At 68.7% G+C, this 23,023-nt stretch carries 23 protein-coding genes and 1 pseudogene; 12 read left to right on the forward strand and 12 right to left on the reverse strand.

What is annotated here, in order from left to right; genetic code table 11:
- Window positions 1-112: 112 nt before the first annotated feature.
- Window positions 113-1,342: a M20 family metallopeptidase gene (locus tag AB0O01_RS11865; RefSeq protein WP_365312551.1), complete on the reverse strand. Its 1,230-nt coding sequence runs from the start codon at window positions 1,340-1,342 to the stop codon at window positions 113-115.
- 326 nt (window positions 1,343-1,668) lie between these two features.
- Window positions 1,669-2,097 carry an ATP-binding protein gene (locus AB0O01_RS11870; RefSeq protein WP_365312553.1) on the reverse strand — a complete coding sequence of 143 codons (429 nt, stop codon included), beginning with the start codon at window positions 2,095-2,097 and terminating at the stop codon, window positions 1,669-1,671.
- Between the two features lie 174 nt (window positions 2,098-2,271).
- Between AB0O01_RS11870 and AB0O01_RS11875 the strand changes: the two genes are divergently transcribed.
- From AB0O01_RS11875 to AB0O01_RS11905, 7 genes are all read left to right on the forward strand, one after another.
- Entirely contained in the window at window positions 2,272-3,123 is an 852-nt protein-coding gene (locus AB0O01_RS11875; protein WP_365312555.1) for a helix-turn-helix transcriptional regulator, read from the forward strand.
- Between the two features lie 7 nt (window positions 3,124-3,130).
- A complete protein-coding gene (locus tag AB0O01_RS11880) occupies window positions 3,131-3,340 on the forward strand; it encodes a DUF397 domain-containing protein (RefSeq protein ID WP_365312556.1) in 210 nt (69 codons plus the stop codon).
- Window positions 3,324-4,166: a hypothetical protein gene (locus tag AB0O01_RS11885; RefSeq protein WP_365312557.1), complete on the forward strand. Its 843-nt coding sequence runs from the start codon at window positions 3,324-3,326 to the stop codon at window positions 4,164-4,166. Before AB0O01_RS11880 ends, AB0O01_RS11885 begins: the two co-directional genes overlap by 17 nt.
- Before the next feature lie 147 nt (window positions 4,167-4,313).
- Window positions 4,314-4,550 (forward strand): hypothetical protein, encoded by a 237-nt coding sequence (locus AB0O01_RS11890; protein ID WP_365312559.1) that lies wholly within the window; start codon window positions 4,314-4,316, stop codon window positions 4,548-4,550.
- Entirely contained in the window at window positions 4,528-5,052 is a 525-nt protein-coding gene (locus AB0O01_RS11895) for a DUF6879 family protein (protein ID WP_365312560.1), read from the forward strand. Before AB0O01_RS11890 ends, AB0O01_RS11895 begins: the two co-directional genes overlap by 23 nt.
- A gap of 17 nt (window positions 5,053-5,069) precedes the next feature.
- Window positions 5,070-5,921, forward strand: a complete 852-nt coding sequence (locus tag AB0O01_RS11900) for a helix-turn-helix transcriptional regulator (protein WP_365312562.1) — start codon at window positions 5,070-5,072, stop codon at window positions 5,919-5,921.
- A gap of 570 nt (window positions 5,922-6,491) precedes the next feature.
- The gene (locus tag AB0O01_RS11905) at window positions 6,492-7,388 is read left to right on the forward strand and encodes a hypothetical protein (protein WP_365312564.1); all 897 of its coding nucleotides are present in this window, start codon (window positions 6,492-6,494) and stop codon (window positions 7,386-7,388) included.
- Here the strand turns inward: AB0O01_RS11905 and AB0O01_RS11910 are convergent.
- Together AB0O01_RS11910 and AB0O01_RS11915 are read right to left on the reverse strand one after the other, a co-directional pair.
- The gene (locus AB0O01_RS11910) at window positions 7,380-8,237 is read right to left on the reverse strand and encodes a TIR domain-containing protein (RefSeq protein WP_365312566.1); all 858 of its coding nucleotides are present in this window, start codon (window positions 8,235-8,237) and stop codon (window positions 7,380-7,382) included. The two genes, AB0O01_RS11905 and AB0O01_RS11910, sit on opposite strands and share 9 nt — an antisense overlap.
- Window positions 8,238-8,284: 47 nt before the next feature.
- On the reverse strand, window positions 8,285-8,851 hold the full coding sequence (locus tag AB0O01_RS11915; RefSeq protein ID WP_365312568.1) for a hypothetical protein: 567 nt from the start codon (window positions 8,849-8,851) through the stop codon (window positions 8,285-8,287).
- 265 nt (window positions 8,852-9,116) lie between these two features.
- Between AB0O01_RS11915 and AB0O01_RS11920 the strand changes: the two are divergent.
- A pseudogene (locus AB0O01_RS11920) lies at window positions 9,117-9,884 on the forward strand (transposase); the annotation flags it as partial.
- Between the two features lie 126 nt (window positions 9,885-10,010).
- Here AB0O01_RS11920 and AB0O01_RS11925 read toward each other — a convergent pair.
- The 3 genes from AB0O01_RS11925 to AB0O01_RS11935 are packed head-to-tail and all read right to left on the reverse strand — an operon-like array spanning window position 10,011 to window position 13,487.
- A complete protein-coding gene (locus AB0O01_RS11925) occupies window positions 10,011-11,069 on the reverse strand; it encodes a hypothetical protein (protein ID WP_365312570.1) in 1,059 nt (352 codons plus the stop codon).
- Window positions 11,066-12,127: a polyprenyl synthetase family protein gene (locus AB0O01_RS11930; RefSeq protein WP_365312573.1), complete on the reverse strand. Its 1,062-nt coding sequence runs from the start codon at window positions 12,125-12,127 to the stop codon at window positions 11,066-11,068. The genes AB0O01_RS11925 and AB0O01_RS11930 overlap by 4 nt, the downstream gene beginning before the upstream one ends.
- Window positions 12,128-12,140: 13 nt before the next feature.
- Window positions 12,141-13,487 (reverse strand): cytochrome P450, encoded by a 1,347-nt coding sequence (locus tag AB0O01_RS11935; protein WP_365312575.1) that lies wholly within the window; start codon window positions 13,485-13,487, stop codon window positions 12,141-12,143.
- Between the two features lie 268 nt (window positions 13,488-13,755).
- Here AB0O01_RS11935 and AB0O01_RS11940 point away from each other — a divergent pair, with 268 nt between their 5' ends.
- A complete protein-coding gene (locus tag AB0O01_RS11940) occupies window positions 13,756-14,937 on the forward strand; it encodes an LLM class flavin-dependent oxidoreductase (protein ID WP_365312577.1) in 1,182 nt (393 codons plus the stop codon).
- 61 nt (window positions 14,938-14,998) lie between these two features.
- Here AB0O01_RS11940 and AB0O01_RS11945 read toward each other — a convergent pair whose 3' ends face one another.
- From AB0O01_RS11945 to AB0O01_RS11960, 4 genes are all read right to left on the reverse strand, one after another.
- Window positions 14,999-16,084, reverse strand: coding sequence for a hypothetical protein (locus tag AB0O01_RS11945; protein ID WP_365312579.1), 1,086 nt, complete (start codon window positions 16,082-16,084; stop codon window positions 14,999-15,001).
- Between the two features lie 67 nt (window positions 16,085-16,151).
- Window positions 16,152-17,108, reverse strand: a complete 957-nt coding sequence (locus AB0O01_RS11950; RefSeq protein WP_365312580.1) for an N-acetylneuraminate synthase family protein — start codon at window positions 17,106-17,108, stop codon at window positions 16,152-16,154.
- A 16-nt stretch (window positions 17,109-17,124) separates the two neighbouring features.
- Window positions 17,125-18,375: an N-acylneuraminate cytidylyltransferase gene (locus AB0O01_RS11955; protein ID WP_365312582.1), complete on the reverse strand. Its 1,251-nt coding sequence runs from the start codon at window positions 18,373-18,375 to the stop codon at window positions 17,125-17,127.
- A 26-nt stretch (window positions 18,376-18,401) separates the two neighbouring features.
- The gene (locus AB0O01_RS11960; RefSeq protein WP_365313115.1) at window positions 18,402-19,721 is read right to left on the reverse strand and encodes a DUF6716 putative glycosyltransferase; all 1,320 of its coding nucleotides are present in this window, start codon (window positions 19,719-19,721) and stop codon (window positions 18,402-18,404) included.
- 240 nt (window positions 19,722-19,961) lie between these two features.
- Between AB0O01_RS11960 and AB0O01_RS11965 the strand changes: the two genes are divergently transcribed.
- From AB0O01_RS11965 to AB0O01_RS11975, 3 genes are all read left to right on the forward strand, one after another.
- Window positions 19,962-20,948, forward strand: a complete 987-nt coding sequence (locus AB0O01_RS11965; protein WP_365312583.1) for a glycosyltransferase family 2 protein — start codon at window positions 19,962-19,964, stop codon at window positions 20,946-20,948.
- On the forward strand, window positions 20,948-22,273 hold the full coding sequence (locus AB0O01_RS11970) for an alpha-2,8-polysialyltransferase family protein (protein ID WP_365312585.1): 1,326 nt from the start codon (window positions 20,948-20,950) through the stop codon (window positions 22,271-22,273). Before AB0O01_RS11965 ends, AB0O01_RS11970 begins: the two co-directional genes overlap by 1 nt.
- A gap of 253 nt (window positions 22,274-22,526) precedes the next feature.
- Complete coding sequence (locus AB0O01_RS11975) at window positions 22,527-22,760, forward strand: hypothetical protein (protein WP_365312587.1); 234 nt, start codon at window positions 22,527-22,529, stop codon at window positions 22,758-22,760.
- A gap of 36 nt (window positions 22,761-22,796) precedes the next feature.
- On the opposite strand, the gene AB0O01_RS11980 is transcribed toward AB0O01_RS11975, so the two are convergent.
- Complete coding sequence (locus tag AB0O01_RS11980) at window positions 22,797-23,021, reverse strand: hypothetical protein (protein ID WP_365312589.1); 225 nt, start codon at window positions 23,019-23,021, stop codon at window positions 22,797-22,799.
- Window positions 23,022-23,023 lie beyond the last annotated feature (2 nt).

Genomic DNA, 23,023 nt, shown 5'->3' on the forward strand with positions numbered 1-23,023 from the left:
ACGGGGGGTTAATTCGCGCGGGGGGTGGGGGGTGGTTTTTGGGGGCGCGGGCGGGTGCGGGTGTGGGGGTGGCTGGTCGCGCAGTTCCCCGCGCCCCTGAGGGGGTGGTGACTCAGTTGCTGATCAGTGCGGCGGCGGTGAACAGCTCCACGCCTACGGTGATGGCGTGCTCGTCGACGTCGAAGTCGCCCTGGTGGAGGTCGCGGACGGTGCGCTCGCCCGGGGTGCGGACGCCCAGGCGGGCCATGGCGCCGGGGACGTGCTCCAGGTACCAGGAGAAGTCCTCGCCGCCGAGGCTCTGCTCGGTGCTCTCGACGGAGTCGGCACCGCGGCGGACGGTCATCGCGTCGCGCAGCAGCTCGGTCACGGCGGGGTCGTTGACGACCGGGGGGACGCCCCGGACGTAGGTGATCTCGGACTTGGCCCGGTGCATGTTCGCCACCTCGTCGATGGCGGCGTGGACGATGTCGGGGGCCTGGCGCCAGGCGTGGATGTCGAGGCAGCGCACGGTTCCGGACAGCTCGGCGTGCTGCGGGATGACGTTGGGGGCGTGGCCGGATTCGATCCGTCCCCAGGTGACCGCGAGCCCGGCGCGGGTGTCGACCCGGCGGGCGACCAGCGCGGGGACATCGGTGACGACCCGGGCGACGGCGGTGACCAGGTCGGTGGTGAGGTGGGGGCGGGCGGTGTGGCCGCCGGGGCCGTCGAGCGAGATCTCCAGCCGGTCGCAGGCGGAGGTGATGGCACCGGTACGGAGTCCGATCCGGCCGGCGTCGACGCGGGGGTCGCAGTGCACGGCGATGATCCGGCCGACGCCGTCCAGCACCCCGCAGTCGATGGCGTCGGCGGCGCCGCCCGGGAGCACCTCCTCGGCGGGCTGGAACAGCAGCCGGACGGGGCGCGGCAGCCGCCCCTGCCGGTGCAGCTCGGCGAGGACCAGCCCGGCGCCGAGCACGACCGTCGTATGCACGTCGTGGCCGCAGGCGTGGGCGCGGTCGGGCACGGTGGAGCGGTAGGCGCACTCGGTCTTGGCGTCGGGAATGGGGAGTGCGTCGATGTCGGCGCGCAGCGCGAGCATCCCGGAGGGGGCGGGGCCGTCGTCCGGTACGCCGATGTCACAGACGAGTCCGGTGCCCATGGCGAGGACGCGGGGGGCGAGGCCCGCCTTCTCCAGCCGCGCCTTGATGGCGGCGGTGGTGCGGAACTCCTGGTTGCCCAGCTCGGGGTGCGCGTGGAGGTCGCGACGGAAGCCGATCAGCTCCTCGCGGAGTGCCTCCGGCAGGGTGCCGGGCAGGGCTTCCCCGGGGAGGTCGACCTCGAACTCTTCGGACTCTCGGGACATCAATTGCTTCACCCTCTGAAGGGTAGGCCGCCCGGATGGCCAACTGACCCACGATCAACAAAACTTCAGCCGGTTAGGGCAAGAAAATCTGGCCGTCCGGGGCATAGCTATGGACTTGGGTGGGTACGCTCTAGCGCTTTGTACTGCCGTAGGCACCGGAAACAGTCCCATTCTCCACGCATACCACGTCCGCCTCGGGTCTTGCCGAACCGTTCATCTGGCGGGACCGGCGGACGGGACGCCGGGCGGGGTCTTCGGGCGTTCTCGATCATCCACATGCCGGGTGTTTCTTTGGCACAGATGTTCGATGAGATGCGGCGGACGCGTCAGGCCGCCGCCAGCTCGCACCAGACGTACTTTCCGTCGGCCCCGAATCGGCCGGTCGGGTGCCAGCCCCAGCGGTCGGCGTAGGCGCGGACGAGGCCCAGGCCCCGGCCGGCCTCCATCTCCTCGACCGGGCCCAGCGCGCGGGGGGTACTGGGCGGGAGGGGGTCGGTGTCCCACGCCCCGATCCAGACGGTCCCCCGAGGAGTGCGGCGCACCCCGAGCGCGGCGGGGCCCTTGGTGTGCAGCACGGCATTGGCGACCAGCTCGGCGGCCAGCAGCTCCGCGGTGTCGACCAGCCGGATCAGCCCGTGCAGGGTGAGGATCAGACGGACGGTACGACGGCAGAGGGTGACGGCACGGAGGTCGCTGGGGATGTGGAGGAGGTATTCCCAGGTGTCGGGGGCGACAGTGGGTTCGGTTTCGGGCATGGGGGATCAACTCCGTTGAGGCGTGGGGGAATTGGACGCCCACGCCGTGACTTCGCTGCGCGAGCGCTACAGCACAGACAGTAGGGCCTAAATTTCGCCCCACGCAAGCTGTTGGCGTACTCTGACGCCCGAACGGGGCTCTGCCCCAGCCCAATTGAGCTGCTGAAGGAAGCAATGCCACGCAGACAGCAAGCGACAGCTCGCCAGGCCCGTCTGGGCACGGAGCTGCGACGCCTGAGGGAAGCCGCCGGTCTCAAGGCCACGGAGGCGGCGGCCCTGCTCGGAACGACCTCGGTCCAGATGAGCCAGACCGAGTCAGGCATAGCGGGCGTGAGCGAACAGCGATTGCGGCGCATGGCAGCGAACTACGCCTGTGTGGACACAGAGCTGATCGATGCTCTGGTGGCCATGGCGACGGACCGCACTCGGGGGTGGTGGGAGGAGTACCGAGGGCAGTTGCCCACGTCCTTCCTCGACCTCGCCGAACTGGAGCATCACGCGACGTACCGCAGTGACTTCGAGTTCATGTTCATCCCCGGATTGCTCCAAACCGAGGAGTACGCCCGCGCCGCGTTCGCGTCCAGGGTGCCGAGCATCCCAGAGGCGGAGCTGGAACTGCGCGTCAGGCATCGGATGCAGCGCAAGACCATCCTGAATCGCAGCACTCCCACCCCGTACCGGGCACTCATCCACGAAGCGGCCCTGCGCATTCGGGTGGGCGATCGTGCGACCGCACGAACCCAGCTCAGGCAGGTGCTGGAGCTGTCGGAGGCGGATCACATCACGGTCCAGGTCATCCCCTTCGACCTGGACGGCTTCGGCGGAACCTGGAGTCCGATGATGCTGGCCGGTGGGGCCATCCCCAAACTGGACACCGGCACGCGCGACGCCCCTGACGGCACGGGCCTCATCGACTCAGAGGCTCAACTCGATGTTCTACGAACACTCTTTCGTAGAGTGGAGGTTGCGTCGGTCGACGCATCAGGCTCCCGCGACATCATCCACGCCCTGTCCAAGGAACTGTGAGGTCACCATGGCCACCCTCCACAATTGGCGAAGGTCTTCCTACTCTGGCGGGGGCGACGGCAACAACTGCGTCGAGATCGCGGACCGCGCCTCCCACATAGCCATCCGCGACTCCAAGGCCCCCACCCGGGGGGCCCTGAGTTTCCCCCGCGCCTCCTTCGTCCCCTTCCTCCAGGCCCTCAAGGCGGCCGACTCCTCCCATGTTCTGGTCCCTTGAGTCCGAACTGATCCTCACCGCCTGGCTCCTCTCCTTCCTCCTCACCGACCTCACCCTGCGCGTCCTCCGATCGCGGAGCGCCCGGCACGATCGCGAGGTCATCCGCCGGGTCATGACCGAGGGCGTCTCCCCCGTACAGGCGGCCTACCAGCGGGCGCGCTGGATGCCGGACGCCGCTCAGGTGGCCCTCGCCGGGCTCCTCGCGGACGGGGTCGTAGAGGTGTCGGACGACGGGACGGTCACCGCACGGGCGTCGGCGCCTCCGCCGACTGACCCGGCTCTCCTCGCCCTCGTCGCAGGGCTCCGGGCCCGGGGGGAGTCGGGCGCGCGGCTGTACGAGGTGGCGGGTGAGCCGGAGTTCGAGGCGTTCCGGGCACGCGTGACGGCGGGCGCCCTGCCCCTGACGCAGTACCACGGGTCCCAGCGCACCGGACTGATCTGGCTCGGCTTCCTCGTATCCCTCGGAGCAGGGCTCCATGGTGGGCTGTCCGGTGCCCCGGCGCCGGGCGGGGTCGAGGAGGCGGAGTTCTGGGCCACGGTGCCGGTCATCGGCTGGCCCGCGCTGGCGCTGTGGTCGGTGCTCACCTGGCCGGAGTCGTTCACCCCGCGCTGGCCCGACTTCAACCGGCACTGTCAAGCAATCTCCGACGCCGAATCGGCTCGGGCCACCGCCCGGGATCTCGCGGCCCTGAGGCTCCATCGATTCGGACCGCCGACACCACCGAGATCGGCGTCAGCAACAAGCACGGGGAGACAAGCCGACAGGGACAGCGACGTACTGGACTGGGACGGCGACACGGACAGCGGCGGAGTCGACGCCGACTGAGGACCTGTGAGCCGGCACCGCCTTCATCCCCCCTCTTCTGTAGCTGAAAGCGACGCAATCCGGCGCAACTTCCTTGACCGTGCCCCGGCACACCGCGGAACGTCGTTCGCAGGGCGCCACAAGCGACCGCGCGCCGAGGAGGCCACCGTGGATTTAGAGTTCATCGGCATCGACCCGGAGACCGGGAGCGGCAACTGCCCGGCCGTCTGGGTCGACCGCGACCGCGCGGAGTTCGTGCTGCAAGGCTGGAAGGCCGACGACGAGACGCTCACCCGGACCCGGCGGGACAGCCCGCTGCCGGACCGGGAAGCGGTCGTCCGGCTGCCGTACCGCATGGCCGACACGCTCAGGAAGGCGCTCGATGAAGCCGCCGCAGGTGCCTAGCTTCGAGGCGTTGCTGTCGTCCGCCACCAGCTCCGCCGTCCATTTGGAGATGCGGGACACCTACGCGGTCGCCGAGGAAGAGGAGGAACTGCGGCTGTGGCGGTCCGGGCGGTGGTCGTTGGACGACGGGCGCAGGGCCCTCGCCGAGTGGATGAGTCTCGTCGCGGCGACGGTCGCGCGGGGCGTCAGCGTCCGGCGGGCCCGGATCGTGTCGGAGCCGGTCACCGACTACATCCGCTACGAGCACGCCCTCACCCCGCTGAATCTGGAGGCCGGGGAGGAGGTGCGGTGGCTGCCCCGGCGCCGGGCCGACGGCATCTGGCTGCCGCACACCGATTTCTGGCTCATTGACGACCGGGTGGTGCGGTTCAATCACTTCTCCGGCGATGGCACGGCCGTCGAGCCGGAAGTGAGCGAGGAACGGCAGGCCGTGGCCACGTGCTTCTTCGCCTTCACTCAGACGTGGGAGCGGGCCGTCCCACACGAGAAATACAGCGTCTGAGCCGCTCCCCCGCCGCCATGTCCCCCACCTCGCCCTCCTCCAGCGCCCAGGCCGCCCGCGAAGCCCTGGGCGTGCGACTGGCCCAGTTGCGGAGGGACGCCGGTCTCAACGGCCGGGAGCTGTCCGCGCGCTGTGGCTGGCACCCAGCGAAGACCTCCCGGATCCAGCATGGTGCCTCTGTGCCGTCCGACGACGACATCCGGGCCTGGTGCGGAGCGTGCGGCGCCGAGGACCAGGCGGCGGATCTGATCGCCGTGGCCCGTGCCGTGGACTCCCTGTACGTCGAATGGCGGCGCAGACACAGGAACGGCCTGCGCAAGGCCCAGGAAGACTTCAACGCCCTGCACCGGCGCACCCGGGTGTGCCGTGCCTACGTCTCCAACGTGATCCCCGGCTTCCTCCAGACCCCCGCCTACGCGACGGCCCTGCTGAACACCATCACCACCTTCCAGGGAACCCCGGACGACGTCCCGGAAGCCGTCGCCACCCGAATCGCCCGCAGCCGCTTCCTCTACGAGGGCGGGCACCGGTTCCATGTCCTCATTGAGGAGTGCGTACTGCGCTACCGCCTCGGTGACGCCGCGACGATGGCCGCACAACTGCACCGGCTGCTCACCGTGATGCCGCTGGCCACGGTTTCGCTGGGCATCATCCCCGGCGACGCCCCGCGCGCGGTGTGGCCCCTGGAGGCGTTCACCCTGTGCGACGGACGGCACGCCGTCGTGGAGACACTGACTGCGGAGATCAATGTGGTGCAGCCCTCTGAGGTCGCCGACTACCGCAGGGCGTTCTCGCAGCTCGCCCGGATGGCCGTCTACGGTGAACGTGCCCGTGAATTGATCAACTCTGCTGCACGAGGGCTGAGTTAGCCACGCGGCTGGGTGTCTCACCCAACCGCCCGCAATCCGCTTGAGCTGCGCCGCCCGCACCCCTCCCAATCGTCATCATCAGCGCCCCCGCCGACCACACACGAGCAAGGAGCGCCGCCCGTGTTCGCCGTCGCGCAGAAGCCCGCCTATCTCGACATCGCCGTGAATGCCCACGGCGACGAGTAGGGGCTCATGATGTACCGGGCCCCTGACCCTGGCGGGACCGCACGGCCTCGCTTGGTCGAGATCGGTCCCGGTGGAGGTACCACCGCCGCCTACCTGGCCGCCGGCCTTCACGCCACCCAAGACCCGCCGGACGTGGACCTCACCCTCGTGGAAATACCCAGCTCGTGTCGCAGTCGCTTGGCGCGGCCATGGCCGACTTCGCCCAGGTCGGCTCGTGCACCCTGGTCATCCGAGCGCGCCCTGGCACCACTACAAGTCCCCGGCAATGCGCCGCCTCGCCGAGATATGGCATTTGAGGTACCCAAACAATCCCCTCTTGATCAAAATTGATCACTAATGATCAGAGATGGGGAGTTTCGATGTCGTTCACCATAAGATACGTGAATGACTATCACCACTCCTGGGCCAGGCGACCCAGAAGAAAACCTCTCCTGGAAAATCATAACGGTAACCCCTAAAATTGCCGATAATCTCCTATCTCAAGGCTCCGTCAATAGAAATTTGGACATGGGCCAAGTGAGATCGCTAGCAAGCGCCATTCGCCGTAAAGAGTGGCGCTTGACTCACCAGGGAATCGCCTTCGATGAGGACGGTTTACTTCTCGACGGCCAGCATCGCCTTCGAGCCATCATCGAGGCTGACACTCCGGTAAAAATGTTCGTTGTCAACGGACTACCAAGAAGCGTTTTCCCGGTTCTCGACACCGGAAAGCGCCGAAGTGCAGCAGATGCGCTGCTATCGACTGAGGCAAAGTACCGGCATCTACTTTCCTCTACTATTCGGCACGTGATTCTCTTCAAGGATATGCCGAACGAACGCTGGAGCGGCTCTAGAGCTCACGTATCAAATGACCTTATCCTGGCGGCATACAACGATGATAAGAGCAGGTACGAGGAAGCGGTAACCATCGGCCGTGAACTCTCCAAACATCTCTTCGCGAGTCCGACGGCAGTAGCAGCCGGATACTTTCTGACAACTGAAGTTGCGCCTGCCCTGAATGTCGATGAATGGGTGTCGGGCCTTAAGTCGGGTGCGAATCTGGACCCCAGTGATGCGAGACTCGCTCTGCGAGAAATTCCGATGGACACGCAGAAGCGAGGTTCCAAGCGAAGGATGGGAATGCGAGACCAGGTCGCAATCTACATCAACGCTTGGAATGCCTGGGGCGAGCCAGAGACAGTCGGCAAGTTGCGTCTTCGGCGTTTGAGGAAAGGGGAAAAGATGCCAGTTCCAATCAAGGCGAGATTCCCGCACAAGAAATTCACAGGGGAGTCATCGTAGCTTACTTTGAACAATCATCTTCCCTGTCTCTCCAAGGATAATGACCTCCCTACCTAGAGACTTGGCCAGCCGCGCCACGAAATCATACGAAATCGACTGCGCCGACCCCGTCGAACTCTGAGCAACGACAACGACGCTCTCACCCTCCCAAGAAGAACGGTTGACCTCCCAGCCGATCTTGGTGAATGAGGACGCGATGAATTTCTCTTCGCTGATCCGCGGAATTTCCCGAGCCGGTCGCCGTAGTGCCCCGTCCGCCCGAAGCATGTACCGCTCGACCTCCACCATGCGGTGTTCGAGCTGCCGACTAATGAGGAGGATCTCCTCCGTCATATCGGCTCCAGATCGATGCACTGCGTCTGAGAGGTTACTCGACGGCGTTGCACTCACGCTCCGCATAATATTTTCGAATTCCGGCCAACTTCTCTGAAATGCGCGCTCTAATCTCTCGCGCGTAATCGCCAGGCTACCCGAGGCGTCATTGATATCGAAAAGAAGCTTCTGCACGTCAGCTTTATCGTCACCGACGACAGCCTGGAACTGACTCAGTGGACTGACTAGGTCGGTGGTCTTCATGCCAATCATGAACGGGACCACGAAGCCTTCTTCGACCTGCTTGGAGAGAGCCCCGGCTTCATAGTTGATCCAGTTGGAATGCTGATTCTCCGGGGATACGCAGATAATTCCGAAATTCGTTTCAGAGAGCTCGTCAGTAATCTCGCGAACACCCCTCCGCCCTGCGGAGATATCCAGACTGGAGAGCCAGGGATCGATGTATTGGAGAACGTCAGGCAGCCAGGACCACAATGCCTCGGCGGTCTTCTTTGAACGCTCTCCGGACCAGCTCAAAAATACTCTGATGTCGGTCTCCTTCTATCTGAATTCATCCTAGCTGATTAATCGACCCAACTGGCCCCACGTGCAGCCTTGAGGAGGAGTGTCTGTTCTTCCTTGAGTGATCCGTATGACGCTCGCACGTAGGCCAGAAACCTACTTCCTGGATGACGGATCAGGGGCGACTTACTCGGACCAGCTTCACTCCAGTTCGCTAAAAGAGCGTCATAGGTCGCTGCATGCGCGCAAAATTCCAGGACAACAGGAGGCATTTCTTCGCCGATGATCAAATCACCTCGTGCAGTAATAAGCTCTCTTATGCTCTGGGCTGTGGGGGCGAAAACGGCTTCTACCCAGATACGCCACCGTGCTTCCTCCTGCTCCGGCAACGGATTTTCTGCTGAGTCTGCCCCAATATTTTGGATGTAGCGACTACGGTACTCGATCCATGCCTTCTCATTGGTTTCCGTGAGAACGAGAAGCGGGCCGTAGAGTTCCCTTAATTGACTACTCACTCGGTCGATTCGCGCTTGTCTCAGGGATCTGCGAATCTCTCCACGATGGTTCAGCCAGTAAGCCACGACGGCAATCAGCAAGCTAGCGCAGGCCGTTACCATTGCTGCAATCATCGAAATCTCCATAAGGCTGCTGCGCTGGGTATTTAAGCATGGCGCAGGAGCGTCTCGCTACCTTGCAAACAGGACACTCTCGGGGCTTGGAGCGAGAGTCCCGAAAGATCCAATCGATAGCATTTTCTAATTCCTGTTGTTGGACACCGCGTCGTCGATCATGGTTGGTGTTTTCGCGAGTGGTCTACACGGCTGGCGATCCAGGCGAAGGGCCGCCGCTAAGGGCGGTCCCGTAACTGCTGGTCACAGTTGAGATGATCTTGCTGTGTCCGGTGTGATCACGGTGTTGGAGCCGTCCTGGATAGCCCCGTTTACTGGGCTGAGCCGACGTCAGTTCTGCAAGCTGATCACCGCGTTGCGGCGTGAGAGCGCGGACCCGATCCGCAAAGGCCGGCCCTGGAGCCTGCCGCTGGAGGACCGGGTCCTGCTCGTTGCCGCGTACTGGCGGACCAACCTCACGCTGCGACAGCTTGCGCCGCTGTTCGGGGTGCCGAAGTCGGCCGCCGACCGCGTTGTCGACCACCTCGGCCCCGCCCTTGCCCTCCAGCAGCGCAGGCGGTTCCGGAAGAACACCGTGCTGATCGTTGACCGCACCCTGGTGCCCGCCCGCGACCACACCGTCGCCGAGCAGTCGAAGAGTTATCGGTACTCCACCAACCACCAGGTCGTCATCGATGCCGACACCCGCCTGGTCGTCGCCATCGGCCGACCGCTGCCCGGCAACCGAAACGACTGCAAGGCATGGGAGCTGTCCGGTGCGAAAGCCGCGGTTGGCAACACCACCGTCATCGCCGACGGCGGCTACCGGGGCACCGGGCTGGTCATCCCGCACCGCTGCAAGAAAGGCTGGGCCGAACTCCCGGTCTGGAGAGAGGGACACAGCGCCTCCCACCGCAAGGCCCGCGCCCGCCTCGAGCACGCCTTCGCCCGGATGAAGAGCTGGAAGATCCTCCGCGACTGCCGCCTCAAGGGCGACGGCGTCCACCACGCCATGCTCGGCATCGCCCGCCTGCACAACCTCACCCACGCGGGGCGAGGGAAACAGTCAGGTCATCCCGCCCGCCAAAGATCAACTACGGGACAACGCTTAGCCAGGCCCGCGGCGACTGCCCAGCGGTGGCATGCTGCTCCCCCTGCCTCATGGTGCGAAGCACCAACGTCATCGAACCGGCATCGGCCACCACCCGATCGACGCCAGCCCCCAGGGATCCACCCGGGCCGGGCGCCCCATGTCCGGGTGGTCCGACGCCGGGTGCTCGCGGTAGCGGGGTACCAGGTCGGACCAGTCCAGGACGCCCCGGATCAGGCCCCCCAGGCCCGTCAGGTACGTCCGGGTCGCCGGGGTCAGGGTCGGCCACAGGGACTCTCTCGCCGTGCAGAAGTACGCCACGATGGCGTTGCAGAGGTGGACCGCCTCCGTCATCGCCTCGGCGCGGGAGCAGTCCAGCTCACGGGCGATGACGTTCACCACGTTGTACTCCAGCGGGCCCTCCTTCGGGGCGGAGCCCAGGTCGCCGAAGAGGGACATCACGATGGAGGCCGCGTCGGTGAGGGCGTGGACGGCCGGGGTCTCCAGTTCCGCGGGGTCGGGGTCCGGGCCGCCGCACAGGTCGACCAGGGCCGCGCCCGCCGCGCCGGCGGCCGTGTACATGCGGAGGTAGAGGAAGTCGTCCAGGGTGGGGAGGGTTCCGTGTTCCGCGTCGAGGAGTTCGCGGGCCACGCCGGTCATGTAGCGGGAGTGGGAGTCGACCCAGCGGCGGAGCTGGGCGGGGGCGACGCGGTCTTCCAGGTAGAGGCGCATGTCGCGGATCAGGAGGATCACCGGGTGGAGGCCCTCGGGCGTGCGCCAGGGGTCGTTGAGGGTGCGGACGAGTTGGGGGGCCAGGAGGGCGTAGTTGCGCTTGCGGTCGGCGAGGTCGCCGTGGTCGAGGAAGGTGTCGAAGAGGAGGCCCCAGACGATGTAGGCGGAGGAGAAGCGGAGGAGGGATTCGGGGGCGTCCGGGGTCAGCATGCAGGCGCAGTGCGCGGGGGCGCAGGCCCTCAGCATCCGGCGTTCCGCTTCGGTGCCGCCGAAGCCGAAGCGGGCGAACCAGGCCAGGGTGTGTTCCTCGATCTCCGGGGCGCGGAGGGGAGGGGTGGGGGGGATGGGGCAGGTGATGTGGGAGAGGACCGGGTGCGGGGGGTTCGGGGAGGGTGGGGGGTTCGGGGCGGGAGTCATGCGCGCCGGCCCTCCTCCGCCTGATGGGTGGCATCCGCCCGGTGGGTGGCATCCGTCAGCCCGCGTGCCGTGTGCAGCAGCACCTCCGTGTACGCAGGCTGCCCCGGTGCCGCGCGCGTCAGTGCCCCGCATGCCCGGGACGCCTCCCGGCTGACCATGTCCCTCGCCATGTCCAGTGCGCCCAGGCGGGTCACCAGGGCCCGCATCGTGGTGAGGGCGGCCGACGGGTCGTCGGTGTCGAGGAGGGTGCGGCGGAGGGTCTCGCGGTCGGTGGGGCCCGCGGTGCGGTGGGCCAGGAGGATCGGGAGGGTGGGGCGGCGGTTGCGCAGGTCGCTGATCTGGGGCTTGCCGGAGGGGGTGGAGGGGTGGGCGTCGTAGGGGAGGAGGTCGTCGCGCATCTGGAAGGCCATGCCTAGGTGGTGGCCGAAGCGGCCCAGTGCCTCGACCGTCCGGCGGTCCGCGCCCGCGAGGACCGCCCCGACGCGGCACGCCGCCTCGAAGAGGACCGCCGTCTTGCCCTCGGCCATCCGGAGATAGTCCTCCAGCGGGCTGTCGATCGCTCCGGCCAGGGTGATCTCGTCGTAGGCGCCCCGGCAGACGCGGGTGCCCGCCGCCGACTGGACGCGCATCGCGTGGGCGATCCGGTCCGCCGGGATGCCCCGCCGGGCGCACTCGGTGAGCGCCGCGAACCACTCGAAGTACAGGGCGTTGCCCGCGATGATCGTCCGCGCCGGGCCGAAGACCGTGTGCGCGGCGGGGCGGTTCCGGCGTTCCCCGTCCTGGTCGATGATGTCGTCGTGGAGCAGGCTGCCGACATGGGCCGCCTCGAAGCCGACCGCCGCCGGGACGACCGGGTGCAGGGTGCCGCCGCTGGCCAGGGCGGAGCAGAGGAGGAGAACGGGGCGCAGGAGCTTGCCCGGGGGGATCATGGCGTAGTGGTGGAGGGTCGCCATGCCGTCCGGTTCGGCGGGCCAGCGCCAGCCGATCTCGTCCGCCACGGCGTCCCGCAGGGTGTGGAGGGTGGAGTGGACACCCCGGTCATCGTCGACGGCGACCACCGCTGGCCTCCCTTCAGGCGGCCGGTTGGGTGGTGGGCAGGGGGACGCGGGGTGTCAGGTCGAAGTGGAGGCGGCGGGGGACGTTCAGGGCCATGAGGGGGGTCGGGCGGAGATCCGCCCCGGCCACGGGCGCCGTGTCCCAGCGGGTCACGATGGTCGCCAGGGCGATGATCGCCTCCGTCAGGCCGTAGACATCGCCGATGCACTTGCGGGCGCCCGAACTGAACGCCTGGAAAGCCCCTCTCGGCATCGCCGCGCGCGCCTCCGGCAGCCAGCGGTCCGGGTCGAAGCGGTACGGGTCCGGGAAGATCTGGGGGTTGAGGTGGATGGCGGGAGGGCTGATCAGGATCGGGGCGCCCGCCGGGAGCCCCACCCCGCCGAAGTCCACCGGCACCGTCGTCGCCCGGGTGAACAGCCACGCCGGGGTCTGCACCCGCAGGGTCTCCCGGACGACCCGCTCGGTGAGCGGGAGGGAGGGGAGGTCGTCCCAGCCCGCCGCCCGGCCGTTCAGCGCCCCGTCCGTCTCGGCGCGCAGCGCGTCGGCCACCTCGGGGTGGCGGTCCAGCAGATACAGCGCCCAGGTGAGAGTGGTGGCCACGGTCTCGGAACCGCCCGCCAGCATCGTCATGATCTGCTCCTCGATCTGGGTGTCGCCGAGCCCGGCGGCGATCAGGAGGGAGAGCAGATCGCCGTGGTCCTCGTCGTCGCGCCGGTAGTCGGCGACGATCCGGCGGACCGTGCCGCGCAGGGCGGCCAGGGCGCGGCGGTGGCGCTGATGGGCGGGGAGCGGCAGCCGGTACAGGGTCTCCGGGAAGAACATCCACTGGAAGAAGCCCGCGCTCAGCGTCTCGAACGCGTCCCGCAGCGCCTCCACCGTCTCGTCGTCGGCGTGCGCCGAGAACTGCGTCCGGATGATCGTGCGCAGGGTGAGGCGGTTCATGGTGGCGTAGCAGTCGATGCGCTGGCCGCCGGACCAGGAGCGGGTGAGGTCCTCGATCTCCTCCTGCATGACGGCGGCGTACTGGGCGATCCGGCCGCGGTGGAAGGCGGGTTGGAGCATACGGCGCTGGGCGCGGTGCTCGGACTGCGGGCAGGTGCCGATGCTGTCGCCGAATAATTCCCTCGCCTTCTTGTAGAAGGGGCCGCCCTTGTCGAAGGTCCGGTCGTCGGCCAGAATGCGCCGCACCAACTCCGGGTGGCAGGGCACATGCGCCCGGGTCGGACCGAGCCGTACCTCCACGAGATCCCCGTACTCCGACAGCGAGGCCAGGAATTCAACGGCGTTCCGCACCAGGGGCAGGGCGTGCCCGGCGATCGGAAGTGCGCCGGGCGCACGACCTCCGGTAAAGGGGGGCGTCATGGCAGAGTGCTCCTTGGGGGAGGGAGAGAGGGGGAAAGGCCGCAGGTCAAGGGGGGGTGAGAGCCCGAGTCGGAGGGAATGTCATATGAATTGATGAAGGGATTTCAGTGGGTTATTCGCCCGGCGGCGATCTCCCTGGTCTTGTCTGCCGCCAAAAGGGTGGTGATCATCCCTCGGCACCGGAATGCTTCACCTTTTCCCTCGGGAACCTTCACCGGAGATCAGGCCCTCTTGTTCCGCCGGATCGGGGTCGATACGCTCGACCGTCGTGCGTAATTTACGAAAATTGGATGTGCGGTGCGGGGTTTTCACGCCCCCCTGGTCGCTGCCGCTGACCGGGGATCCGGCTCTCGCGATCCGGCGGGAGATCGATCTCCTCACCTTCCTGGACCGCCTCGGATATGACGAGGCATGGATCGGCGAACACCATTCCGGTGGAATGGAGATTATCGGATCACCGGAATTGATTGTCGCCGCCGCCGCCGAACGCAGCCGGCGGATCCGGCTCGGTACCGGGGTCATCTCGCTGCCGTTCCACCATCCCCTCGCCGTCGCCGACCGGATCGTCCAGCTCGACCATCAGACCCGGGGGCGCGCGATGTTCGGGTTCGGGCCCGGACTGCTGCCCGGCGACGCCCATATGTTCGGCGTCCCCGCCGGGGAGCAGCGCGCCCGGCTCGCCGAGGCGCTGGACGTCGTCGTACGGCTGCTGGAGGGGGATGTGGTGAGCGGGCAGGTGGGGCCGTACGTGCTGCGGGACGCCCGGCTCCAGCTCGGGCCCTACACCCGGCCCCGGCCCGAACTGGCCGTGGCCAGCGCCATCACCCCGTCCGGCGGACGGCTCGCCGGGCGGTACGGCATCGGCATGCTCTGTCTCGCCGCGGCGACCGGGCCCGGGTACGACGTGCTGTCCGTGAACTGGGCCAACGCCCTCACCGCCGCCGCGGAGCACGGGCAGGTCATGGACCGCTCCGCGCTGCGCCTGGTCGCCCCCTTTCATCTCGCGGCCACCCGGGACCAGGCCATCGGGGAGGTCGAGGCCGGTTTCCGGCGGTGGGCGGCGTACGCGGACGAGGTGATCGAGGGGGGCGCGGCGACGGTCGGCTACGGGGACTTCGACGCGTTCCTGGCCAGTCCAGGGGTGACCGTGGGCACCCCGGCGGACGCGCTCGACGCGCTGGAGCGGTACTGGGACGCCTCGGGCGGCTTCGGCGCGATCCTGCACCAGATCACCCGGTTCGCCGACGACGCGGCGGGGCGGCGGTCACTGGTGCTGTTCATGGACGAGGTGATGCCGGTCTTCACCGGGCGGTGCGCGGCCCGGCTGGCGTCCCATTCCTGGTCGGCGGCGCACCGGGGAGCCTGGTACGCCGGGACGTTCGAGGCGGCGGAGGCGGAGATCCGGGCGCATGAGGAGCGGGAGGAGCAGGAGGGGTGGCCGCCCGGCTGACGACGGTCACTCCGAGGCCGCCGCCCCTTGCACCCGGCTCAGCACCGCCGAAAGGGGCCCCTCACGCCGGGCTCGCCTCTGTCGACAGGCGGTGGACGTCCCTGGCCGTCCCCGTCACCCCGGAGAGGAAACCCTGGGCGCGCGGTGAGGCGTTCTCGGTCAGCCAGGCCGGGTCGATGTCGCAGACGGCGACCTTGACCTCCGTACCGGCGAGGGCGAGGGGGAGGGTGTGGACGACCGTGGACGGGAAGCTGAGGATCGTCCGGCCCACCGGGCCCCGGCGGGCGATGAGTTCCAGGGGGAGTTCCGGGCGGACGATCTCCAGGCCGGTCTCGCCGTGGAGGCGGTGGAGTTTCTCGGCGCTCTCGCGGCGGTGGGCGAAGTAGCGGGCGGCCTGGTGGGTCTTGGCGAGGGTGCGGACGGCGTCCACATAGCGCTCGCCGTCCACCACCCCGGTCTCCACCAGGGAGGTGCCGACCATGTCGGCGCCCTTGATGATGCGGGGCGGGCCGAAGCGGGCCCGGGTCCAGGCGAAGTCGTTGGCGGTGACCGTCACTCCGTCCGGGATCTCCTCGATCGGCATGGAGGAGAAGATCTCGACGCGGCGGTCGGGTTCGGGGGTGAGCCGGCGGCGGGCCGCCGACGACACCGGGGCGAACATCAGATCCCTCGGGCCCTGGCGGCTGCCCTTGCGGTGCCAGCGCACCAGGCGTTCACCGCGGGCGAGCTGGGTGACGAACTCCATCGTGGCCGTGCCGTCGTCGACCACGACGAGGTCGCGGGCCCGCGTGATGGTCAGCAGGAGCTGGACGTAGCGGGAGAAGGGGTCGCCCATGACGATGCGGTCGGCCCGGCGGAGGGGGCCCATGAGGCCCCCGACCGTCTGGAAGGGGGCCGTGCTGCCGCCCCTCGCCTCCTCCCAGCGGACCTCGTAGCCCTCGTCCCGGGCCAGCTCGGCCATCCGGCGGAGCTGACCCCGGGTCATGGGATCGACCGGGGACAGGACGACGAGGGTGAGGCCCGCGCCGGGGGTGTGCCGGTGCGCCCACTCCAGCACGTTGAGGAGCTGTACCGGGCTCTCGACGAACGCGAGTGTGCGGTGCTGCTCGGCGGAGCGGGGGCCGGGCACTGTGGCACGGGGGCTCATCCTCGTACGACCGTCCAAGGGAGGAGGGATGGGGAGGGATGGGGCGCAGGGGAGGGGAGGGGAGGGGTCAGACCTGGACGGGCTCGCCCGCCGCCGCCGCGATCTCCGCCTCGGCCACGACGCCCTGCACGCGGCGCAGCTTCTTCATCGGGCCCAGCTCGGAGTCGTAGACCTGCTTGATGCCGTTGCCCAGGGACGCCTCGATGGTGCGGATGTCGCGGACCAGGCGCTGGAGGCCCTGGGGTTCGACGGAGGCGGCCTGGTCGGAGCCCCACATCGCGCGGTCGAGGGTGATGTGGCGCTCGACGAAGGTGGCGCCGAGGGCGACGGCGGCAAGGGTGGTCTGGAGGCCGGTCTCGTGGCCGGAGTAGCCGATCGGGACGTTCGGGTACTCCTTCTCCAGGGTGTTGATGACCCGGAGGTTCAGCTCCTCCGCCTTCGCGGGGTAGGTGGAGGTGGCGTGGCAGAGGAGGATGTTGTCGCTGCCGAGGACCTCCACCGCGTGGCGGATCTGACGGGGGGTGGACATACCGGTGGAGAGGATGACGGCGCGGCCGGTGGCGCGCAGGGCGCGCAGCAGCTCGTCGTCGGTGAGGGAGGCGGAGGCCACCTTGTGGGCGGGGACGTCGAACTTCTCCAGGAAGGCGACGGCCTCGGTGTCCCACGGGGAGGCGAACCAGTCGATCCCCTTCTCCTTGCAGTACGCGTCGATCTGCCGGTACTCGGCCTCGCCGAACTCCACGCGGTGGCGGTAGTCGATGTAGGTCATCCGGCCCCAGGGCGTGTCCCGCTCGATGTCCCACTGGTCGCGGGGGGTGCAGATCTCGGGGGTGCGCTTCTGGAACTTGACGGCGTCACAGCCGGCCTCGGCGGCGGCGTCGATCAGCTTGAAGGCGTTGTCCAGCTCGCCGTTGTGGTTGATGCCGATCTCGCCGCAGACGTAGACGGGGCGGCCGGGGCCGACCTGGCGGGCGCCGAAGGAGCGGACGCGGGAGTGGGAGGAGGGGGCGGGGATGCTGCTCATGAGAGTGGGGGTTTCCTTAGGTGTCGAGGGTGTCGAGAGAGGGACCGAGGATCCAGCCGGCGATCTCCCGGATGGCGCCGTCACCGCCGGGCAGGGAGGTGACCGCGCGGGCGGCGCCGCGTACGACGTCGTGGGCGCTCGCGACCGCCACCGGCCAGCCGACGAGGGCGAAGCAGGGGAGGTCGTTGACGTCGTTGCCGACGTAGAGGACGCGTTCGGGCGTGATGCCCTGTTCCTCGCACCACTGCTTGAGGGCGAGGTCCTTGCGGTCGATGCCGTGCAGCACGGGGATCTTCAGTTTTCGGGCGCGGGCGGCCACGACGGGGTTCTGTTCGGTGGAGAGGATGAGGAGCTTGAGGCCGCTCTTGCGCAGGGCGGCGATGCCGAGGCCGTCACCGCGGTGCACGGCGACGAACTCCCGGCCGTCGGAGTCGATCAGCACCCGGTCGTCGGTCTGGGTGCCGTCGAAGTCGAGGACGACGGCGTCGATGTCGTCGGCGGTGGGCAGGGCGCCGGGGCGGTCGGCGTCGAAGAGCGTGGCGAGGGCGCGGGCGCGGGCCAGCTCGTGCGGGTCGTCGATCTCCAGCACCCGGGCGGGGTCGGTGCGGACCAGTTCGGTGCGGCCGAAGAAGCGGTGCTGGTGCTCGCGGAAGCCGGGGGCGGCCATGGCGTAGGCGGCGCCGGTCTCCAGGAAGTCCTGGGGACGGTCCTGGCGGCGCGGGCGGAACGCCTTGTCGTGGTTGACGCCGTAGCCGCCGGTGGGTTCGGCGCCCAGGTCGGCCGCCTCGTCGTCGGCGTTGCGCCAGAGGAAGCCGTGGAAGGGGGCGACGGTGACGGCGGTGTCGGCGCCGTGGTGCAGGATCGCGCCGACGACGCCGTCGATGTCCTCGCGCAGGAGGAAGGGGCTGGTGCACTGGACGAGGAGGACGACGTCCACCGGGGTGCCGTGCAGGGCCTCGTGGGCGTTCAGGGCGTGCAGGACGGCGGCCTCGGAGGTGGCGGTGTCCCCGGCGATGGCGGCCGGGCGGAGCACCACCTCGGCGCCTGCCTGGCGGGCGGCGGCGGCGATGGCCTGGTCGTCGGTGGAGACCACGACATCGGTCACCAGCCGGGCGCCCGCGCACTCGCGGACCGCGCGGGCCACCAGCGGGACCCCGCCGACGGAGGCGAGGTTCTTGGCGGGCACCCCCTTGGAACCACCGCGGGCGGGGATCACCGCGAGCACCCGGCGCGTCGTCGCGCCGTTGCCCGTCTGTGCCTGGGACATGGGTGTTACTCCTTGATCGGTGCGGCTCACAGCTCCCCCATCCGCCGGATGACCGGAGCGACCCGCTGGACGCCGTGCCGGTAGGCGCCGCGTGCGGCGCGGCGCACGATCTGCCGGACGGGGCCCGGGTCCTTGTCGTGCGCCGGGGCGCCGGGCAGCGGGGTGCCGTCGGGCCCGAGGTGGTGGCGGGCGAGGATCCCGGGCAGATAGCCGGGGGCGGTCGCGGGGGTGTAGTACGGGGCGAGGGGGGCGAGTCCGCCGGGGTGGCCGAGGAGTTTGGTGATCCGCTCGCGGGCCGCGTCGAAGGCGCGGGGGTAGCTGCCGTCGGCGCAGACGCCCTGCCGGGAGACCCAGTCCTCGTTGGCGGTGGGCCGGTGCCGTGCGTCGAGCTGGTCCCAGGAGGCGAGGCAGCCGGAGCCGACGAAGTGGTGGTTGCCGAGGGTCTCGCGGACGCCGAGGTCGGTGAGGACGACGGTGGGGATCCGGCGGTGCAGCGACTCCAGGGCGGCCGTCGAGCTGATGGTGACCAGCAGATCGGTGCGGTCGAGGACCTCGCCCATGTTGCCGTAGACGAGTTCGAAGTTGGCGGGCAGTTCGCCGAAGCGCTGGGCCAGCTTCTGGTAGGGCAGTTCCTCGATGTGGGTGGTGTGCTCGCCGGGCCTGGAGCGGAGCTTCAGCAGCACCCGGCGGTCCGGGTGCGTCCGCGCGTGCCGGATCAGCCGCTCCAGCAGATAGGTGCGGTCGCGGCGGGAGTCCGGGACGGAGGGCTGGGCGGCGAAGACCACGGTGTAGGGGTCGTGGTCGCCGGGGTGGGGGGCGCCGCCGAGGAAGGGGAGGGCCACCTCGGTCACCGCGGAGGGGTCGGCGCCGACCCCCTCGTACACCGCGCGGAAGCGGTCGGCGTCCTGGCGGGAGTTGGCGAGGACCAGGTCCGCGCCGTGCCGCAGCAGCAGTCCGTCGGCGAGCTTCTCGTAGACGACGCCGACATAGCCGGTGACGACGACGGGCCGGTCGCGGCGGTCCGCCCAGACCCGGCCCAGGCCGTGCAGCATCGCCTGGACACCCCCGCCGACCAGGGAGAGCACCAGGATGTCGTACGACTCCCGCGCCATGATTCTCAGGAACTCCACAGCCGTGACCTCGCGGAGGGAGTCCGCGGGCACTCCGACCTCGGCGAGCTGGCGCGCGGTGGGGGTCGCGCGGCCCCGCAGCAGATAGCCGTCCAGGGTCGGCGGGACTTGCGGCCCGTCATCCCCCGCGGTTTCCATGGAGGCGCCCGGCGCGATACGGCGCGCGGTCAGGGCACCCCATTTCCAGCGGGTGTCCGAATCGGCGAGTACTGCGATCCGTGGGGGCTTCGTTGTACTGAGTGGCGTACGTGGTGGCACAGCCAAGACGCTAGGAAGGAATTCCTAGTTGTAGCCGAACCGCGACTCAACAAAAAGTTAACAGCAGCCCACCGGAAGCCGAACTGGCTCGTCGCAGCCGAGAAAGTACACGGGATGCACCGTTCCGACACATTGAGTTCACCTTCTGTACCCCAACCGGAAAGTTCACCAGCGGTGCCGCCTTCTAGGATTTCGCGGGTGCCAAAGCTTTCCGTGATCGTGCCGTTCTACAACGTGCAGCAATACGCCCCGGACACCCTCCGAAGTCTTCATATGAACGCCAGGAGCGACTTCGAATTCATCCTTGTCGACGACTGTTCGACGGACGAGACTGCGGCGATTCTCGAACGCGCGGCCGAAGACCTCTCGGCCGTCGCCCAGGTGAGATTCCTCCGCCACCAGGAGAACGGAGGGCTCGCCACCGCCCGCAACACCGGCCTCGACGCCGCGACCGGCGAGTATCTGACCTTCCTGGACGGTGACGACTGGCTGGCCCCCGGCTATCTGGGCGAGCTGGTCGGCGCCCTGGAGGAGCTGGGCTGCGACTTCATCCGGACCGATCACGTGCAGGCCAAGGCACGTGCGCGGTCGGTGCACCGGGTGCCGGTGGGCCTGCGGGGCGAGGTGCTCAGCCCGCGCGAGGCGATCCTCCCGGCCGACCGCACCACCTCCGTCGACTACGCCTACGCCTGGGCCGGTGCCTACCGTCGTCGGCTGCTGGACAAGGGCCTGCTGCACTTCACGCACGGGCTGCGCACCGCCGAGGACCGGCCGTGGATCTGGCAGTTGCACCGGGAGGCGGAGTCCTTCGCCGTGGTCAATCTGCTGGGCGTCTTCTACCGCCGCGGGGTGGCCAGCTCGCTCACCCAGATCGGTGATGTCCGCCAGCTCGACTTCATCCGGGCCTTCGACGAGGTGATCGAGGAGACCGCCGCCGACCGCGACGCGGACAAGCTGCTGCCCAAGGCGGTGCGCACCTATCTGGCGATCATCGCCCACCATCTCTCCGAGATCGAGAAGTTCGAACCGCCGGTGGCCAAGCAACTGCGGGTGATGAGCGCGGCGGCCATAAAGCGGATGCCGCAGGAGATGCTCGGGGACGTCCTCGACACCATGGACCTGAACCGCTCGACCAAACTGCGCCGACTGCGGCGCCGGGCCACCTCAGCGAAGGCGGCAGCCTGATGTCCCGAACCACGCAGATCTTCTGTGTCTCCACGCTGTACGGAGCCGCCACCCTCGCCGCCGCCGTCGAGTCGGACTGCTTCACCGAGCCGGACCGCCGGGTGCTGCTGGTCTTCAACAACTCGGCGACCCCGGAGACCACGCCGAGCGTGGACGAGATGCCGGGCTTCGAGTCGCTGCGCCCGCACTTCGACGAGGTGCTGTCCTTCAACGAGGCGATCCGGCCCTTCCACCCCGGCGCGTGGACGCCCCGGCCGGACGACATGCCGCTGCTGGAGCGGTACTTCCGGCTGCTGTGGGGCATGGAGAACGACCGCGTCTCGCTGGTCATGGAGTCCCTCCAGGTCAACCCCGCGCTGTCGCTGGCCCAGATCTTCACCGGCTGCCCGGTGCACGCCTACGCCGACGGGCTGATGAGCTACGGCCCCACCCGCAACAAGATCGACCCGCTGGTCGGCACGCGGGTGCGGCGGCTGCTGCATCTGGATCTGGTGCCGGGCCTGAAGCCGACGCTGCTCACCGAGTTCGGTGTCCCCGCCGAGACCGTGCCGACCGCGGCGTTCCTCAAGGTGCTCGGCGAGCTGACCGCCGGTGAGCTGCCCGACATCCCCGACAACTCGGCGCTGCTGCTCGGCCAGTATCTGTCCGCGCTGAACATCCTCTCCCCCGCCGAGGAGGAGCAGCTCCATCTGCGGATGATGCGCGGGGCGGTGGAGCGCGGCCACCGCTCGATCGTCTTCAAGCCCCATCCGACCGCGCCCGCGAGCTACGGCCACGCACTGGAGACGGAGGCGGCGAGACTCGGCGTCCAGCTCTCCGTGGTCGACACCCCGGTGCTCGCCGAGGTGCTGTACGAGAAGGCCCGGCCGGCGCTGGTCGTCGGCTGCTTCTCGACGGCGCTGTTCACGGCGTCGGCGTTCTACGACCTGCCGGTGGCCCGGATCGGCACCGAACTGCTGCTGGAGCGGCTGGCCCCGTTCCAGAACAGCAACCGGGTGCCGGTGGCGCTGGCGCATGCGGTGGTGCCGTCGCTGGAGGACCCGGAGAACCCCGGCACCCTGCCGCCCGAGCTGCTGCAAGGGCTGATCACGGCCATAAGCTTCACGATGCAGCCGCAGATCTATCCGGAACTGCGGGCAACGACCGAACGATTCCTCCAGCAGCATTACGGGCCGCGCACCCAGGTCTACTTCAGACGGCGCCGGCTGACCTCGCTGGGCCTGCCCGGCGGCATTCCGGAACGGCTGTCGTTCCTGCCCCAGTCCTCGACCGCACGCCGGGTGGTGCGCAAGGCACGGCAGCTCAAGAAAAGGATGCGTGGCTGAACACCGGCTCTCTCTGTCCGCGGCTCCGGTCCGTGTCTGCGTATATGCCAGTTTCCGGGCCTGTTTCTGGACCTGTTTCTGGGTCTGGGTGACTCCGATTCCGAAGAGCAGGTGTATTCGCGCCGGGCCGGGGCGCATTTCCGCCACCCCGGCGGGAAAAAGGGAAGCGATACCGCATGGACGACCCCCGGCCGACAGACCGTCGCCTGCCGTTCATACGATTTCCCTAGTTTCCCCCAATGTCACCCTTGCCTTGCGCCCCTCCGGCGAGCTGTTCACCGGGCGGGCCGAGATGACCCAGCAGGACATACGCGCGGTGGCCCGGCCCACCGCCCCCGGCCCCCGCACATCCGCTGATCCCGGGCGCCGCCCGCTGATCTCGTACGTGCTCCCGGTCTACAACGAGCGGGAGGGCATCACCGCCTTCCACACCGAGCTGACCGCCGCGCTCGCCGAACGTCCGGACCTCGACTACGAGCTGCTCTAGTCAACGACGGCTCCTCGGACGGCTCACTCGCCCTCCTCACAGACCTCGCGGACAGCGACGCGCACGTACGGGTGGTCGACTTCGCCCGGAACTTCGGGCGAAGAGGTCCGACGGGGAGTGGCCGGCCGCCTCGCCGGAGCGCAGGGCGGCCAGCGCCGCGGGCAGCGCCACCACCGGCCACCACAGCCAGGAGCGGGCCGCACCTCCCGGACGCCCCCGCTCGACGGTGTCGGCGGGGGCGGCCGGGGAGAGTACGGTCACCG

The sequence above is a fragment of the Streptomyces sp. NPDC093252 genome (assembly GCF_040683675.1).
GTDB lineage: Bacteria > Actinomycetota > Actinomycetes > Streptomycetales > Streptomycetaceae > Streptomyces.